The organism is Streptosporangium sandarakinum, assembly GCF_013409935.1.
In the GTDB taxonomy this organism is placed as follows: Bacteria; Actinomycetota; Actinomycetes; order Streptosporangiales; family Streptosporangiaceae; genus Streptosporangium; species Streptosporangium nondiastaticum.
In genome coordinates this window covers 106,896-123,025 of record NZ_JACCCO010000002.1, presented here as the reverse complement: position 1 = coordinate 123,025, position 16,130 = coordinate 106,896, and the positions used below count along the sequence as shown (strand labels likewise).

Below are 16,130 nucleotides of genomic sequence, written 5' to 3'. Positions count from 1 at the left end.
CCACTGATCGGATGCGATGGGAGGCGCCCGCGTTGCTGGAGGAGCCGCCGCGGGGCGGGCCGCGGATCGAGCGCACCGCCGTCCGGCGTGTCCTTGGGGATCTGACGTGTTATGAGGCTCCGGTGCGCAGCGCGCTGGAGCGTTCGGGCGGCGCGTGGTCGCTGAGCCCGTATCGGGGGTGTGAGCTGGGGTGCCGGTACTGCGCGGCGCGGGGCGCGCATCGGCGGCTGGGGCTGGACGCGGGGGCGGGGTTCGACTCGGCGGTGGTGGTGCGGCCGGACATCGGGCGGCGGCTGCGGGCGGAGCTGGCGTCGCGGTGGGACGGCGAGCATGTGAGTGTGGGGCTGGGCGGTGACTGCTACCAGCGGGCCGAGGAGGTCTACCGGCTGATGCCGCAGGTGGTGGCGGCGTTGCGGGAGGCGGGGGCGCCGTTCACGGTGTTCACCAAGAGCCCGTTGGTGCTGCGGGACGCCGATCTCCTGGCGGGGGCGCCGGGGGCGGGGGTGGTGGTGTCGATCGCGTTCGTCGATGAGCAGGTGCGGCGGTGGGCGGAGCCGGGGGCGCCCAGTGCGCAGAAGCGGCTGGAGCTGGTGGCGGAGCTGGGTGAGCGGGGGGTGGCGTGCGGGGTGGCGATGGCGCCGGTGCTGCCGCTGGTGACCGATTCGGCGGATCAGCTGGCGGCGACGGTGCGGCGGGTGGCGGGAGCGGGGGCGGTGAGTGTGGAGCCGCGGGTGCTGCGGCTGCCGCGGGGGGCGCGGGAGTGGTATCTGGCGTGGCTGGGTGAGCGTCATCCGCGGCTGGTGGAGCGGTACGGCGAGCTGTACGCCCAGGGCGCGGACGCCGAGGAGGGGTATGTGCGGGCGGTGACGGCTCAGGTGCTGCAGCTGGCGGCCCGGTACGGGCTGGGGGCCGAGCGGCCGGAGCAGCCGTTGCCGCTGGCGCTGCCCGGGCATCGGCAGCTGCCGCTGCTGTGAGGCGCGGGGCCTCGGGGTCGGGGTGGTCTTTCCGGCGGCTCGCCGGGGGCCGGCGCCCGCGGGGTGGGGGCCGGGTGGTGAGCCGCCGAGGAGAGAGGCAGGTCCGGTGGGCCCCCGGGTGGCGTCGCCGGGGTGTCGCCGCCGGTGGATCCCCGGGGAAAGCGAAGGGAAAACCAGGGAGGGGGGGAAAGGGCCGGGGCCCCGGGCGCCGGTGCGGCGGCGGCGTGGGGCCCCGATGGGCGGTCCTTCTCCCCCGCTTCCGGCGTGCGGGGTGCTTCGGCGGGAGGGGCGGGGGTCAGCTGTCGGTGCCGGTCAGGGCGCTGCCCTTCTTCCACTGGCTGAACGGCATCTGCCAGAAGCCCCAGCCGTTGTTCCATTCGAGTGCGCGGTTGGTGCCGGTGATGGTGATGACGTCTCCGCGCTGGACCTGGTCGTAGAACCACTTGGCCTGGTCGGGGCGGGCGTTGATGCAGCCGTGGCTGACGTTCTGGCGGCCCTGGGCCCAGACGTTGTTGAGGGCGTGGACGTATTCGCCGCTGTTGGAGAACCGCACCGCGTGGTTGATCATGAGGTCGTAGTAGCCGGGGTCGCCTTTCTTGCGGCCCGGGGAGATCATGCGCTCGGGGTTGGCCTTGCCCATGGTCAGGTGGACGCCGCTGGTGGTGGTGTATTCGCGGGTGCTGGCGTTGCCGGCGCTGATGAGCATGGTCTTGACGACCTTGCCGTCGCGCTTGACGACCATCTTGTGGGTGCGGGTGTTGACGACGGCGGTCTGGGCCGCGCCGATCTGGATGGTCTTGGTCAGGTCTTCGACGCCGTAGGCGTCCTTGCCGCTCTGGACACCGGTGATGTTGGCGGTGAAGGTGACCTTCTGGTGCGGTTGCCAGAATTTCGCGGTGCGGTAGATGACGGTGGTGTCGCTGGTCCAGCGCCAGGCGCCCCGGGAGGGTTTCTCGGATTCGACGTGCAGGGCTTTTTCCACCGCGGCCTTGTCGGTGACCGGGTTGTTGAAGGTCACGATGATGGGGGCGCCGATGCCGACCTTTTCGCCCTTGACGGCGGGGGTGACGTCGGCGACCTTCAGTTCGACCTTGGGCTTGCGGGTGGTGAAGCTGCTTTGCGCGGTGGTGCCGCCGGCGGCGCGGGCCGAGACGGTGTAGGCGGTGGACGGCTTCAGTGCCCGCTTCGACACCCATTTGGTGCGTCCGGCGTCGAAGGCGCCTTCAACGGGTTCGCCGTCGCTTTCGGCGGTGACCTGTTCGAGGGGGCCTCCGGCGGCGGTGACAACGATCTTCTTGTTCGGGGCGACGGTGTCGCTGCCCTGTTGCGGGCTGATCTTTATGGTGGCTCCGGAGGGCGCGTCCTTGGCGGGTGCCTTCTGCCCCTCGGCGGCGGGATCGCTCGCCGCCGGTCCACCGGAGCAGGAGGTCGCCAGCAGGGCGGCGGTCGTCACGGCCAGGGCGGCCAATGGTGTCCGGAGGCTACGGCGTTCCACGTCTAGCACAACTTTCTCCCCCATAGCAGCAAGGTGCGTTCAAAACTTTAATAGGTGATGCGCGGTCCGGCTGCCTGGTTCAACCGAGTTCGGTCACGTTTACGTCACTTTGTGGAGTCAATGTCGTGCCGACAGGAGGTCAGGAGAGCCATGGAGGTCGGCGGGCCGCCGCAACCGGCGGCGGGGCGGCCGCGGCGGTGACGGACGGTGGCCGCAGGGCCCGCCGGGCCGGTGCGGAGGATAGGGTGGTTTGACCGATCGATTCGGAGGTCTGGGTGATGACCACAGCTCGGTCCGCCGGCCAGGGCACCCGCTCCGGAGGTGGTGAGGCCCCCGCCGGCCTGCACGGTGATGTCCGGGGCGGCTCCCTCGGCGGCCTGCGCGCCGGCCTGCTCGATGATCCGCCGGGCGGTTTCCAGGACGACGCGGCGCGGGTGCCGGATGAGGCGCTGCTGCGCGCCGTCGTGGACGCCTGCGCCGAGGGGGTGGTGTTGTGCGACGCCCGGCAGGTGGTGGTGGCGCGCAACGCCGCGGCGGCGCGGATGCTGCCGGCCGCGCGGCCGGGCACGGACGTCGCCTCCGCCGGGGAGGGGCTGTTCGATCCCGGCCACCCCGAGGGTGAGAGCCGCGAGGTCGCCTTCGCCGGGCGGCGGCTGCTGGTGCGGCGCGAGTCGTTCGGGACCCGCCACCGCGCCTGGTACCTGAGGGACATCACCGCCGAGCACGCCCGCACCGAGGCGCTGCTGGCCGAGCGGCGGCGCACCGACTTCCTGCTGGAGGCCGGGCGGCGCCTGGCCTCCTCTCTCAACCCGCGCCGCTGCGCCCGCGCCGCGGTGGAGCTTGCCTCCCCGTTCCTGGCCGATGCCGCCATGGTGGTGCTTCCTCCCGCCGCGCGGCGCCAGGCGCCCTGGCTGCGGTCGGTGCCGGGCCGGCCGGTCATGCAGGAGGGCGTCATCGGCCCGGCCGAGGTCGCCCAGGTGCCGGGCCTGACCGAGGCGCTGGCCGGTTTCCCGCCGGTGCCCAGCCGCTGGCTGGATCCGGCGCAGGTGCCGGAGTGGCTGCTGCCGGAGGGGTTCGGCGTCGCCGCCCACCTGCTGGTCACCCCGCTGCCGGGCAACGGCGTCCCGGCCGGGGCGCTGGTGCTGGCCCGCGGCCCCGGCGGTGAGCCGTTCGATGAGGAGACCGAGACGCTGGTGCGGGTCTTCGCCTCCCGGGCGGGCGCGGCGATCTCGGCGGCGGCGCTGTACCAGGAGCAGGGTGAGACGAACGCGATCCTGACCGGTGGGCTGCTGCCGCCGCGGCTGCCGCAGCCGGCGGGGGCGGAGCTGGCCGGGTCGCTGCGCGCGGCCCAGCAGACCAGCCTGGTCGGCGGTGACTTCTACGACGTCTGCCTGCCCGCGGGCGAGGCCGCCGCGGGTGCGGCGGACGGTGAGGCGCTGCTGGTGCTGGGGGACGTGTGCGGCAAGGGGGCGCGGGCGGCGGTGCTGGCCGGGCAGGTGCGCCAGTCGCTGCGGGCGCTGCTGCTGCTGGAGCGCCGGCCGGGGCGGCTGGTGGCGCTGCTGAACCGCTGCCTGCTGGCCTCCGCGGTGCCCAACTCCTTCGTCACGCTGGTGCTGGGCACCCTTACGGCCGCCGGCGGCGGGACGCGGCTGGAGCTGGCGGTGGCCGGGCATCCGCCGCCGCTGGTGCTGCGCGCCGACGGCACGGTCGAGGAGGTCGCCTCCCGCGGTTCGATGCTGGGGGCGATGAAGGAGGTGGTGCTGGAGCCGGTCACCGTCGAGCTGGCTCCGGGAGAGGTGTGCCTGTTCTACAGCGACGGCATCACCGAGGCCTTCGGCGGCCCGTCGGGCCGGGAGATGTACGGCGGAGCCCGGCTGAAGACGGCGCTGGCCGGATGCGCGGGCATGCCCGCCTCCGCCGTGGTGGAGCGGCTGGAGCAGCTGAGCACCGAGTGGCTGGCCGGGCGGGTCCAGGACGACCGGGCCCTGCTGGCCGTACGAGCGAAAGGGATCCGATGAGCGTCGCCGCCCTCTCCCCCGGTCTGCGGGCCGCGGGTGAGCGTTATTTCGACCGCATCGGCCACGCCGATGAGTTCGGCGCGGTGGATGTGGTGCTGGAGCTGCTGGAGGCCGGGGTGCCGGCCGAGCGGGTGCTGCTGGACCTCATCGCCCCGGCCCAGCGGCGGGTGGGTGAGCTGTGGGCGGCCAACGACTGGTCGGTGGCGCGTGAGCACGCCGCCACGGCCGTCAGCGAGCGGGCCGTGGCGGCCGTGGTCGCGCGGGTGCGGCCCCGCCCCCACCTGGGGCGCGTCACGGTGGCCTGCACCGACGGGGAGTACCACGCGTTGCCGACCCGGCTGCTGGCGGAGGTGCTGCGGCTGCGCGGCTGGCACGTCGACTTCCTGGGAGCCTCGGTGCCGGGCCCGCACCTGATCACGCATCTGCACCAGACGGGGCCGGACGCGGTGGCGCTGGGGTGCGCGCTGGCGTTGCGGCTGCCGCGGGCCCACGCCATGATCAGCGCCTGCCAGGCGGTGGGGGTGCCGGTGCTGGCCGGTGGGGCGGGGTTCGGCGGTGACGGCCGGTTCGCGCGGCTGCTGGGCGCCGACGCCTGGGCTCCCGGCGCCGGCGCCGCCGCCGATCTGCTGGCCGAGGGGGGTCTGCCGTCCTTCCCTTCCCCCGCCGTGGCGCCGGCCCACCTGGATGACGAGGAGTACACGCATCTGACGCGGCGGCGGGCGCAGCTGCTGCAGACGGCGATGGGCGCGCTCGGCGCCGCGTTCCCCCCGATGGCGTCCTACAGCCCGGCGCAGCTGGAGGCCACCGCCGACGACCTGGGTCATATCCTGGACTTCCTGGGTGCGGCCCTGTACGTCGACGATGATGAGCTGTTCTCGGAGTTCGTGTCCTGGACGGCCGGGGTGCTGCGGGCGCGGGGGGTGCCGCAGCGGGCGCTGAGCGGCGGATTGCGGCTCTTCCATGGTGAGCTGCGAGACTTTCCCCGGGCCCGCCGCATCCTGCAGTGCGGTATCGCCGCCGCGGACGGCGGCCACAGCGAGTTGGAGAACTGACGCCAGATGCTCGAGAAGACCCCGCTGCGTACCGAGGTGCGAAGCTGCGAACCGGGCACCGTGTTGCTGGTGCTCACCGGTGACCTGGACTACGACACCGCGGCCGAGCTGGTCGCCGCGGCGCAGGAGGTGCTGGGCGGCGGGGTGAGCCGGCTCGATGTGGATCTGTCGGGGCTGGACTTCGTCGACTCCTCCGGCCTGGCCGCTTTGATCAACGTCTACAACGTCGCCCGCGAGCAGGAGGCGGGCCTGCGGATCGTCGCGCTGACGTCGTATCTGCGGCATCTGTTCCAGGTGACGGCGCTGGACCACATCTTCGAGCTGCCCGCCTGACACTCCTCTTCTCCTGAGGGGTTCCGCCCGGGCCGGGCGGTCGGTGGGTGCGGCGGCCGGTGGGCCGCCGCCGCGGGGCCCGGCCCCCGCGGTCCAGGCCTGTTCCGTGGATTTTCGCTGCGGCCTCGCCGTGACCTCGCCATGGCCTGGCTACGGCGCGGGTCGGCGAAGCAGGTCCTGGGCGGGGCCGGTGCCGGCCGGGCCGTGCGGGTCGTGCGGGTCGTGCGGGGACGGGGCGGCCGGTGGGAGCAGGGCGCCGAGGGCGGCTGCGCCGTCCAGGAGGGCTCGGGAGCGGGCGGTGATGGCGGCGTCCCTGGCGGCCAGCGCGGCGGCGACATCGTGCCGGCGGCGGGCGTGCCGCAGGTGCGGCATGAGGTCCCGGAGGGGTGCGACGCGGTGGCCGGCGGCGCGCAGCTGGTGGACGATCCTGGCGTCGCGCACCTGGGCGGGGGTGTACCGCCGGGTCCCGCGGACGCCGTCGCGGTCGGGCACGACGAGGCCTTCGGCGTCCCAGTGCCGCAGCGTCGAGGGGCGCACGCCGAGGGCGGCGGCCAGTTCGGAGACGCTCATCGCGTCGGAGGGGCGCACGTCGCCGATCGGCTCGCCGTGGATCGCCCGGGCGGCCTCCTCGGCCTGCCGCAGCCGGGTGCGTTCGGCGTCGAGCCGGGCGTGGGCGGCGTCCAGCAGGGCCAGCACGTGCGAGGCGGGCAGGCGGTGGGCGGCCCGGAGGATCTCTTTGGCCTCGCCGGGGCCCACCCCCGCGGCCAGGGCCCGGTAGGCCAGCGCGCAGTGCAGGTGGGCGTCGGTGTAGCGGCGGTGGCCGGTGGCCGAGCGCTGCGCCGGCGGCAGCACGCCGTCGCGTTCGAGGTTGCGCACCTGCTGGACGGAGTAGCCGGATCGCCGCGCGACGTCGACGGTGCGCATGCCCGGTGATTTGCGACCTGGCACCCTGAATCCCCTGATCGTTCGCTGGAAGGTCTCCACAAGCACTTTAATGTGACGCTTGAGGCATGACCATGGATGAGATCATCGGTTTCGCGGGCGGCCTCGACGGCGTGCTGACCCTGCGCCCGGCGCCCGGTGACGGCACGCCGGAGCTCGCCTGGGGGGATGCGTTCTTCTACTACTCCCCCGACGGTGTCGTGCCGACGACGACCCAGCCGTTCGCGACGATCGTGACGAAGAACTATCCCGGTGACGGGACCTCCCGCCTGGAGCGGCCGGGCGCCTTCCGGGTGAACGTCGCCGCCGGCCGGGAGGCGTTCACCCGCTGGACCGGGCACGCGCCCCGCGAGACGGCCGTCGCCGGGCCCGGGGACGGGGCGGGGGCGGCCTCCGGCGGGGGCGACGCCGACGACACCGTGATCGCCCACCCCGTCTACGGCCCCCAGGGCTGGCTGGCGGTGGTCAACCCGGGCCCGCGTACCGGGGAGGCGGTCCGCGAGCTGCTGACGGCTGCCCACCGGCTGGCCCGCGCGCGGTATGAGCGGCGCGCCGAGACGGGGTGAGGCGACATGGCCGCCCGCGCCCCGGGCATGACGTGCCCGGGGCGCGGGCGGTGCCCGAGATCGCCCGCAGGCCGGTCGCCCCCGCGGGCGGGAACGGCCGGCCCGGGCCGGCCACCGGCCCTCCGGGATGACATGGGGTGTCGGTGGGAACCGTGGCACCGGCCGCCAAATAGTTGATCTTGATTGACGGCGGGACGGTGACCGGATCCATGTCGATGAGGGATCGCTGGCGCCGCCCGCGACCGGCCAGGCCTCGCGCAGGCTCCGGCTGACCGGGGCGGTCAGCCGGCCGGTGCATCGCCGCTACGAGCGCGCTTCGATCCGCTCCATGTAGTCCCGAATGATGGAGACGTACTCGCGGCGAAGCGGTTCCTCCTCGAGATAGCCCATGTGGGCGGCACCGGACTGCGTGACGTGCTCGGAATCCGGGATGCGGCCGGCGATGTCCGCGAGATGCGAGGGAACGCATTCGTCGAACTCTCCGCCGAGGACCAGCGTGGGAACTCGGATCCGTTCGAGCCTGTCGAGGATGTCCCAGTCCTTGAGGGATCCCGTCACGTGGTAGTCGGCCTGGCCGATCATCACCCGGAACGTGATCAAGATCATGAGATCCGGGTCGAGGCTCACCGAAGAGGTGCGCACGACGCACGCGCGCATGTACTCGCCCTGGGCGACCCGGTAATCCGGATCATCCGTCTCTCCTCGCAGCTCACGACCGTAGGTGCGGTCCAGGACATCGCCCGGCAGCTTCGCCGGTAGATCTCGTACCTCCTGTTCGAACCGGGGGACGCCGGCCAGTCCATTGGCGCAGATCAGACTCGTCCATTCGGGTGCGCGCTCGGCGGCGTACTGCAGCCCGAGCATGGCTCCCCAGGAGTGGCCGTAGACGTGAGGTCGTTCCAGGCCGAGGCCTCCGATGACCGCGCCGAGTTCGTCGAGGAAGCGATCCACCGTCAGCAGCGAGGCGTCGTCGATCCGATCCGAACGCCCCACCCCGAGCTGGTCGTACCAGATGACTTCGCGTTCCAGGGCGAGCGGTTCGAGGCGGCGTCAGAGCGGCTCGCCCGGCGGGCCGTGCGAGCCATGACCCCGCCGGGGCGGAGAACCGGCCGGTCCCCGTCTCCGGCGCCCGATGGGTGCTCTCCCCGCCTGGCCGAGGACGAGCCCCGTGCCCGTAGGATGGCCGGCTGGACCTGACCGCCGTCCGGCGGGCCGGCGTCGACCCCGTACGACACGGAGAGGCACAGCACCATGGCGAGCCGGGACGTCACCGTACTCGACGACCCTGTGGGCGCATCACTGCGCGGTCACCACGCTCACCTTGCCCGCCGGCTCGGTAAGGCCGTCACCTACCAGCCGGAGGTCGCGACCTTCTCCGCGGTGACCGCCGATCCGGATCCGCAGGAGTGGGCCGACCTCGCCCGGCTGCTCGGCCGGGGCGGGCTCGCCGACATGTTCAGCTGCGCGGCGCCGCCGCCGCCGGACTGGGAGCCGGTCTTCGCCCTCGAAGGCCGCCAGATGACCTGGCCCGGCGGCGGCCGGCCCGGTCGCCTTCCGGCCGGGGCCGGGGCCGGGGCCGGGGCCGGGGCCAGGGCCAGGGCCGGTGCGGCGGTGGGTGTGGTGGAGCTGGGCGCGGACAGTGTGCCCGAGATGCTGGACCTCGTCGCGCGGACCCGGCCGGGGCCGTTCTGGCCGCGCACCCGCGAACTGGGCACCTATCTCGGCGTCCGCGACAACGGCGCTCTGGTGGCGATGGCGGGTGAGCGACTGCGGCCACCGGGATGGACCGAGATCAGTGCCGTCTGCACCGCCCCCGAGGCGCGCGGGCGAGGACACGCCGCCCACCTGGTCGGTGCGCTCGTCACGCGGATCCTGGCGCGCGGCGAACGTCCCTTCTTGCACGTGGCCGAGGCGAACACCGGCGCGATCGCCCTGTACGAGCGGCTCGGCTTCGAGGCCCGCAGGCCCGTGACCTTCCGGGGGTTCCGCACTCCGTGACGGCCTTCGGCACCCGGATGCCGTGGGCGGCGGGTGGGCCGTGACCTGATGGCCGCCGGGGTCGCTGTGGCGGAGGGCGGGGTGATCTCACGGCCTAGGCGCCGGCCGGGGCGCCGGCGCCGGTACGGGGGCCTGGGTGTTCCGCGGCTGCGGTGGAGGGGATCCTTCGGCGGCGGCCGAAACGTCGTGGGGCCATGATGGAGGCCATGACCGTCACCGACTCCGTTCCGCTGGCCGCGCTGGCCGCTCTGCTCGCCGATCCCACCCGGGCGAGGTTCTGCCTGGCGTTGCTGGACGGGCGGGCCTGGACCGCCGGGGAGCTGGCCCGAAGCGCCGGGGTGGCCGCCTCCACCGCCGGTGAGCACCTGTCGCGGCTGGTGACCGGGGGGCTGCTGACCGAGGAGCGCCAGGGCCGTCACCGCTACCTGCGGCTGGCCGATGCGCGGGTGGCCCAGCTGGTGGAGGACCTGGCCGCCCACGCCGGCGGTGAGTCGCGGCCGGTGACGCTGCGGGCCTCGGCGGCGGCGCGGGCGATGGCCGAGGCGCGCACCTGTTATGACCACCTGGCCGGGCGGCTGGGGGTGGCGGTCACCGACGCGCTGACCGCGCGGGGCCTGCTGCGCCAGGACGCCGGGTTCGCCCTCAGTGAGGAGGGGCTGGAGTGGTTCGCGACCCGTCTGGCGGTGCCGCTGCCCGCGCCCGGGCGGCGGCCGCTGGCCCGGCCGTGCCTGGACTGGACCGAGCGGCGCCACCACCTGGCCGGGGCCGCCGGGGCCGTGTTGTGCTCGGCGCTGCTGGAGCGCGGCTGGGTCGTGCGGATCGGCTCGGGGCGGGCGCTGCGGGTCACCGGCGGCGGGCGGCGGGCGCTGGCGGAGCTGCTGGGGCTGGACACGGGCGCGGACGCGGGCGCGGACGCGGATCCGGGCCGGGCACGGGCGATGAGCGCCTGAGCGGTGAGGCGGCCCGGGGAGAGCGCCTCACTTCCCCGGGGAGGGCGAACGCGCCGGCCCCCCCCGGGGGGTGAGGCCCGGCCGCGGGCGACGGCGTGCCGGGGCCGCGCTCACCCGGCGGTGACGCCGGCGCGGGCGGCGGCCAGGGCCGCTTCGGCGTCGGCGGCCGCCAGGTCGGCGTTGATGTGCGCGCCGGCCAGGGCGCCGGCCGCGGCGGACGCGCCGACCTGCGCCATCGGGTCGGTGGCGTTGCCCGCCACCCACACGCCCGGCACGGAGGTGCTTCCCGCGGGGCCGGTGGCGATGCGGCGGCCCATGCCGTGGGGCAGGTCCTCCATCGCCAGCCCCAGTCCGGCCAGGCCGTCGGTGCGGGCCAGCAGGGTGGTGGCCACCGCGATCACGCGGCGGGGCACGAGCCGCCCGTCGGTGAGCCGTACGCCCGTGATGCCGTCCTCGGTGGAGGTGACCTCCGCGACGGGGGTGTCTGTGACGGTGATGTCGCGGGCGGCGAAGCGCGCCCTGGTCTGCTCGTCCAGGTCGGTGCCGTGGGTGAAGTACACCAGGTCGCCGGTCAGCTGCCGGAACAGCAGTGCATGGTGGGCGGAGGCCGGGCCGGTGGCCAGGACGCCGATGGGCTCATCGCGGACCTCCCAGCCGTGGCAGTAGGGGCAGTGCACCACGCCGCCGCCCCAGTGCCGGGCCAGGCCGGGGACGTCGGGCAGCCGGTCCCGCAGGCCGGTGGCGATCAGCAGCCGGCGGGCGTGCAGGACGCGGCCGCCGGCCAGGGTGACGTTGAACCGGGGGTCGCCCCCGGCGGGGGCGGCGGGGGCGGCGGAGGTCACCTCGCCGGTGGCGACGCGTCCGCCGTAGCGGCGTACTTCCGCCCGGCCGGTGCGCAGCAGCTCCGCCGGCGGGGTGCCGTCCAGGCCGAGCAGGCCGTGCACGCCCTCGGCGGGCGCGTTGCGGGGTGTGCCGCTGTCGATCACGATGACCGAGCGGCGGGAGCGGGCGAGCATCAGCGCGCCGTTCAGTCCGGCGGCGCCGCCGCCGATCACCACGGCGTCGGCGGTCTCGTCCGGCAGGTCGTCGCTTGCGTGCTCGGTGGTCGTCGACGTCATAGGTGTGGCCCTTTCTCGTGGTCGGCGGACCTCATGGGCGGGGTCCGGTGGTGACGACGCTAGGGGGGATTTGCGTCTGAGGCATAGGGTTTTGCCTATGGAGCAAGACGATGACGGGCTGGACGGCCTGGTGCGCAAACGGATCCGTGCCCTGCGGGTGTCGCATGGCTGGTCCCTGGACGATCTGGCCGCCCGGGCCCGGCTCAGCCCTTCCACGATCAGCCGGATCGAGAACGGGCGGCGGCGCCTCGCCCTGGACCAGCTCGTCACGCTGGCCCGGGCGCTGGACACCTCTCTGGACCGGCTGGTGGAGACGGCCGGCGAGGACGTCGTCAGCAACCCGGTGCGTGATGCGGCCCGTCGGCTGATGCGCTGGACGGTGCGCGCCGATCCCGGGGTCACCGTCCTGCGTCAGCGTCTGGTGGACCCGCCGCCGCGGGACCTGTCGCGGCTGCGCGCCCACCCGGGCCGGGAGTGGTTCGTGGTGCTGTCCGGCGCCGTGATCCTGCTCCTGGGCGAGCGCCGTTTCCGGGTGGAGGCCGACCAGGCCGCGGAGTTCCCCACGATGCTTCCGCATGCCATCGGCGCCGCCGGCGGCCCGGCCGAGATCCTGGGGATCTTCGACCGTGACGCCCGCCGCGGTCACCAGGACCGTGACGCCTCCGGGACGGCCCGCCGCGCTGACCCGGGCGCCCGGCCCGGAGGCGTTCCAGGGTCCACAGGGTGAGGGCCGCGGCCGACAGGGTGCCGCCGAGCAGGCTGGCCCCGCTCCGGCCGGCGTGGGTCCAGGCGAGCGAGGCCAGGGGCGGGCCGGCGGCGCCGCCGAGCTCGGACACCGTGCCCGCCGCGGCGCGGGCCGGCAGGCCGCCGGGCGGCAGGCCCGTCATGACCGTGCCCACGACGCGGCCGCGTTCGCCGGGCGCGGCGGGGATGCTCCGCGGAGTCTGCGTCATGGGTCGAGGGTGCGCCGACCCCCATCGATGAGTCCAGCACATGGTTTTCATCATGATTGATCGTGATACATGATGGATTGGTGGAGCTGCAGCAGCTGAGGTATGTCGTCGCGGTCGCCGAGATCGGCAATTTCACCCGGGCGGCCGAGCGCTGCCATGTGGTGCAGTCGGCGCTCAGCCACCAGGTCGCCGCCCTGGAGCGGGAGCTGGGCGTCCGGCTGTTCGAGCGGACCAGCCGGCGCGTGCGGCTGACGCCGGCCGGGGAGGCGTTCCTGCCCGGCGCGCGGGCGTGCCTGGAGGCCGCCGAGCGGGCGCGGGCCGACGTCGCGGCCGCGAGCGGGGAGATCCGCGGGCGGCTCGCCGTCGGCGCCATCCCCACGGTCGCGGCCGTCGACCTGCCGGCCGCGCTGCGGGACTACCGGCGGCGCCACCCGCGGGTGCGGATCACGCTCGTCTCGGCGGGCAGCGAGAACCTCGTCGAGCAGGTCCGGCGGGGCGGCCTGGATGTGGCGTTCCTCGGTCTGCCGCCCCGCGCGCGGCCGAAGGGGGTGCGAAGCCGCAGGCTCGGCACGGGCGAGCTGGTGGCCGTGGTCGCGCCGGACCACCCCCTGGCGCACGGCGAGGCGGACCTGCGCGGCCTGGCCGATGAGCCGTTCGTCGACTTCCGCGCCGGCCACGCCGGGCGGGTGCAGTCGGATGAGGCGTTCGCGGCCGCGGGGGTGCGGCGCGAGGTGCCGTTCGAGGTGTCGTCGGCGGAGTTCATGGTGGACCTGGTACGGCAGGGCCTGGGGGTGGGCATGCTGCCGGCCGCGTACGCGCCGCGTTTTCCCGACCTGGGCGTCATCCGGCTCCGTGACGCCCCCACCCGGGCCGAGCACCTGATCTGGGGCGACCGGCCCTCCCCCGCGGCCGCGGCGTTCCTGGAGCTGGTCGGCGCCGGGGACGAGGAGGAGGGCTGATCGGGCGGTGGGACCGCCGGCCGCCTCCCGGGGCCGCCGTCACCGCGCCGGAGGGGACCGGGCATGATCATGCGCATGGATCATGTTGTGGCACGGAAGTTCGTGGACGGCTGGGTGACGGCGTGGAACGCCCATGACCTGGAGGCACTGCTGGCTCACTTCGCGGAGGACGTGACGTTCCGTTCGCCGGTCGCGGCGCAGCTCCTCGGCGGCGACGGGATCATCCGGGGCAAGGCGGCGCTGCGCGCCTACTGGGCGGAGGGGCTGCGGCGCATCCCCGGCCTGCGCTTCGAGGTCATCGATTCCTACGTCGGCGTCGGCTGCCTGGTCATCAACTACCGCAATCAGAAGGGCGGCCTGGTCAACGAGGTGCTGATCTTCGACGGCCCGCTGGTGGTCGAAGGGTACGGGACGTATCCCGGCGGCGACGCCGACCCCGCCGGCGCGGCGTCGGACTGAGGCTCAGGCGGGGCGCAGCCGGTGGGTGAGGCTGGTGTGGCGCCGGCCGGCGCCGCGGGTGCGCACCGCCTGGCCCAGCGCGCGGCGCGAGCCGACGATGACGACGAGCCTCTTGGCCCGGGTGATGGCGGTGTAGAGCAGGTTGCGCTGCAGCATCATCCACGCGCTGGTGGCCAGCGGGACGACCACGGCCGGGTACTCGCTGCCCTGGGAGCGGTGGATGGAGACGGCGTAGGCGTGGGCGAGCTCGTCGAGCTCGTCGAAGGCGTACTCGACGTGCTCGTCCTCGTCCGTCAGCACGGTCATCCTGTGGTCGTCGGGGCGGATGTCGACGACCGTGCCGACGGTGCCGTTGAACACTCCCGCGGCGCCCTTGTCGTAGTTGTTGCGCAGCTGGGTGACCTTGTCGCCGACGCGGAAGACGCGGCCGCCGTAGCGGCGCTCCGGCAGGCCCTCGCGGGAGGGGGTCAGGGCCTCCTGCAGGAGGGCGTTGAGGTTGCCGGCGCCGGCGGCGCCGCGGTGCATGGGCGCCAGGACCTGCACGTCGCGGCGCGGGTCCAGGCCGAAGCGGCGCCGGATGCGGTTGGCCACCACGTCCACGGTCAGCGCCGCGATCTCCTCGGCCTCCTCGCAGGGGAACAGGAAGAAGTCGCCCATGCCCTCAAGGGCCGGCATCAGGCCGGAGTTGACCCGGTGGGCGTTGGTGACCACGCCCGACTCCTGGGCCTGGCGGAAGATGTGGGTCAGCCGCACCCGCGGCACGACGTCCTCGTCGGCGGCCAGCAGGTCGCGCAGCACCTCGCCGGCGCCGACGGAGGGCAACTGGTCGACGTCGCCGACGAACAGCAGGTGGGTGCCGGGGGCGACGGCCTTGACGAGCTTGTTGGCCAGCAGCAGGTCCAGCATGGAGGCCTCGTCGACGACGACGAGGTCGGCGTCCAGGGGGTTGTCGCGGTCGAAGGTGGCGTCCCCGCCGGGGCGCAGCTGCAGCAGCCGGTGCACGGTGGTGGCCTCGTGCCCGGTCAGCTCCGACAGCCGTTTGGCGGCCCGGCCGGTGGGCGCGGCCAAGACGACCTTCGCCTTCTTGGCGCGGGCCAGGGTGACGATGGAGCGCACCGTGAAGCTCTTGCCGCAGCCGGGGCCGCCGGTCAGGACCGCGACCTTGTTCGTCAGGGCCAGCCGTACGGCGTGGGCCTGCTCGGGGGCCAGGTCGGCGCCGGTGCGTTTCCTCAGCCAGTCCAGGGCGACGTCCCAGTCGACGCCGGAGAAGACGCCGAGCCGGTCTGAGGAGGCGTGCAGCAGGGAGCGCAGCGAGGAGGCCAGCGACAGCTCGGCGCGGTGGAACGGCAGCAGGTACACCGCCGGGACGGCGCCGTCGCCGGCGGGCACCTCCTCACGCACCACGCCCTCCTCGGCGACGAGTTCCTCCAGGCAGGCGCCGGTCAGCTCGGCCGGCACCGAGAGGATCTTGACGGCGTCGGCGACGAGGTTGGGCGCCGGCAGGTAGCAGTGGCCGTCGTCGGCGGCCTGCGACAGGGTGTAGCGCAGGCCGGCCTTGACGCGTTCGGGGCTGTCGTGCGGGATGCCGACGGCCTGGGCGATGGTGTCGGCGGTCTTGAAGCCGATGCCCCACACGTCGTCGGCCAGCCGGTAGGGCTCGCCCCTCACGACGGAGATGGAGGCATCGCCGTACTGCTTGAAGATGCGCACCGCGATGGAGGTGGAGACCCCGACGCCCTGCAGGAAGATCATCACCTCTTTGATGATCTTCTGTTCCTCCCAGGCGGCGCCGATCATCTTGGTGCGCTTGGGGCCCAGGCCCGGGACCTCCACCAGGCGTTCGGGGGTGGTCTCGATGACGGTGAGGGTCTCGGTGCCGAAGTGGTCGACGATGCGCTCGGCCATCTTCGGGCCGATGCCCTTGATCAGACCGGAGCCGAGGTAGCGGCGGATGCCCTGGACGGTGGCCGGCAGCACGGTGGCGTACGACCACACCTCGAACTGCCTGCCGTAGCGGGGGTGGGAGGTCCAGCGGCCGGTCAGGCGCAGCGACTCGCCGGGCTGGGCGCCCAGCAGCGGCCCGACGACGGTGAGCAGTTCGCTGCCGGAGCGTTCGGTGGCCACCCGGGCGATGGTGTAGCCGGTCTCCTCGTTGGCATAGGTGATGCGCTCCAGGACCGCCGAGATCGACGTACCGGGGGCACCGCCCTTCTCCGGCTGCACGCCACCACCTCCAGCGCTGGATCGTCGGGCGCAAGTTTAGGCCAGGCGCCGCGGGGGCGGCGGCCGAGGTGATCGCGGGACCCGTGCGGC

15 protein-coding genes are annotated in these 16,130 nt (G+C 74.2%); 10 read left to right on the top strand and 5 right to left on the bottom strand.

What is annotated here, in order from left to right; translation table 11 throughout:
* The first annotated feature begins 122 nt into the window (after nt 1-122).
* The gene (locus HDA43_RS19210) at nt 123-974 is read left to right on the top strand and encodes a radical SAM protein (protein WP_312873433.1); all 852 of its coding nucleotides are present in this window, start codon (nt 123-125) and stop codon (nt 972-974) included.
* A 295-nt stretch (nt 975-1,269) separates the two neighbouring features.
* Here the strand turns inward: HDA43_RS19210 and HDA43_RS19205 are convergent, their stop codons facing one another.
* Nucleotides 1,270-2,442: a L,D-transpeptidase gene (locus HDA43_RS19205; RefSeq protein WP_246424456.1), complete on the bottom strand. Its 1,173-nt coding sequence runs from the start codon at nt 2,440-2,442 to the stop codon at nt 1,270-1,272.
* Nucleotides 2,443-2,747: 305 nt separating this feature from the next.
* Here HDA43_RS19205 and HDA43_RS19200 point away from each other — a divergent pair, with 305 nt between their 5' ends.
* Genes HDA43_RS19200 through HDA43_RS19190 form a run of 3 tightly spaced genes read left to right on the top strand, consistent with a single transcriptional unit; the run spans nt 2,748 to nt 5,872 of the window.
* Nucleotides 2,748-4,487, top strand: a complete 1,740-nt coding sequence (locus HDA43_RS19200) for a PP2C family protein-serine/threonine phosphatase (protein ID WP_218912317.1) — start codon at nt 2,748-2,750, stop codon at nt 4,485-4,487.
* Nucleotides 4,484-5,539, top strand: coding sequence for a cobalamin B12-binding domain-containing protein (locus HDA43_RS19195; RefSeq protein ID WP_179823653.1), 1,056 nt, complete (start codon nt 4,484-4,486; stop codon nt 5,537-5,539). Before HDA43_RS19200 ends, HDA43_RS19195 begins: the two co-directional genes overlap by 4 nt.
* A 6-nt stretch (nt 5,540-5,545) precedes the next feature.
* Nucleotides 5,546-5,872, top strand: a complete 327-nt coding sequence (locus tag HDA43_RS19190; protein ID WP_179823651.1) for an STAS domain-containing protein — start codon at nt 5,546-5,548, stop codon at nt 5,870-5,872.
* A gap of 150 nt (nt 5,873-6,022) precedes the next feature.
* On the opposite strand, the gene HDA43_RS19185 is transcribed toward HDA43_RS19190, so the two are convergent.
* Nucleotides 6,023-6,796, bottom strand: a complete 774-nt coding sequence (locus HDA43_RS19185; protein ID WP_179823649.1) for a MerR family transcriptional regulator — start codon at nt 6,794-6,796, stop codon at nt 6,023-6,025.
* 86 nt (nt 6,797-6,882) lie between these two features.
* Here HDA43_RS19185 and HDA43_RS19180 point away from each other — a divergent pair, with 86 nt between their 5' ends.
* Nucleotides 6,883-7,380: a DUF6194 family protein gene (locus HDA43_RS19180; protein WP_179823648.1), complete on the top strand. Its 498-nt coding sequence runs from the start codon at nt 6,883-6,885 to the stop codon at nt 7,378-7,380.
* Nucleotides 7,381-7,683: 303 nt separating this feature from the next.
* Here the strand turns inward: HDA43_RS19180 and HDA43_RS19175 are convergent, their stop codons facing one another.
* The gene (locus HDA43_RS19175) at nt 7,684-8,409 is read right to left on the bottom strand and encodes a proline iminopeptidase-family hydrolase (protein ID WP_246424546.1); all 726 of its coding nucleotides are present in this window, start codon (nt 8,407-8,409) and stop codon (nt 7,684-7,686) included.
* Nucleotides 8,410-8,631: 222 nt separating this feature from the next.
* Here HDA43_RS19175 and HDA43_RS19170 point away from each other — a divergent pair, with 222 nt between their 5' ends.
* Both HDA43_RS19170 and HDA43_RS19165 read left to right on the top strand, forming a co-directional pair.
* Nucleotides 8,632-9,378 carry a GNAT family N-acetyltransferase gene (locus HDA43_RS19170; protein WP_179823646.1) on the top strand — a complete coding sequence of 249 codons (747 nt, stop codon included), beginning with the start codon at nt 8,632-8,634 and terminating at the stop codon, nt 9,376-9,378.
* Nucleotides 9,379-9,584: 206 nt separating this feature from the next.
* A complete protein-coding gene (locus tag HDA43_RS19165; RefSeq protein ID WP_218912316.1) occupies nt 9,585-10,328 on the top strand; it encodes an ArsR/SmtB family transcription factor in 744 nt (247 codons plus the stop codon).
* Nucleotides 10,329-10,438: 110 nt separating this feature from the next.
* On the opposite strand, the gene HDA43_RS19160 is transcribed toward HDA43_RS19165, so the two are convergent.
* Entirely contained in the window at nt 10,439-11,446 is a 1,008-nt protein-coding gene (locus HDA43_RS19160) for an NAD(P)/FAD-dependent oxidoreductase (RefSeq protein ID WP_179823644.1), read from the bottom strand.
* Between the two features lie 97 nt (nt 11,447-11,543).
* Between HDA43_RS19160 and HDA43_RS19155 the strand changes: the two genes are divergently transcribed.
* From HDA43_RS19155 to HDA43_RS19145, 3 genes are all read left to right on the top strand, one after another.
* On the top strand, nt 11,544-12,173 hold the full coding sequence (locus HDA43_RS19155) for a helix-turn-helix domain-containing protein (RefSeq protein WP_179823643.1): 630 nt from the start codon (nt 11,544-11,546) through the stop codon (nt 12,171-12,173).
* A 306-nt stretch (nt 12,174-12,479) separates the two neighbouring features.
* Nucleotides 12,480-13,358: a LysR family transcriptional regulator gene (locus tag HDA43_RS19150; protein WP_179823642.1), complete on the top strand. Its 879-nt coding sequence runs from the start codon at nt 12,480-12,482 to the stop codon at nt 13,356-13,358.
* Nucleotides 13,359-13,433: 75 nt separating this feature from the next.
* Complete coding sequence (locus HDA43_RS19145; protein WP_179823640.1) at nt 13,434-13,817, top strand: nuclear transport factor 2 family protein; 384 nt, start codon at nt 13,434-13,436, stop codon at nt 13,815-13,817.
* Between the two features lie 3 nt (nt 13,818-13,820).
* Here HDA43_RS19145 and recD2 read toward each other — a convergent pair whose 3' ends face one another.
* On the bottom strand, nt 13,821-16,040 hold the full coding sequence (gene recD2 / locus HDA43_RS19140) for an SF1B family DNA helicase RecD2 (RefSeq protein ID WP_179823638.1): 2,220 nt from the start codon (nt 16,038-16,040) through the stop codon (nt 13,821-13,823).
* Between the last annotated feature and the right edge of the window lie 90 nt (nt 16,041-16,130).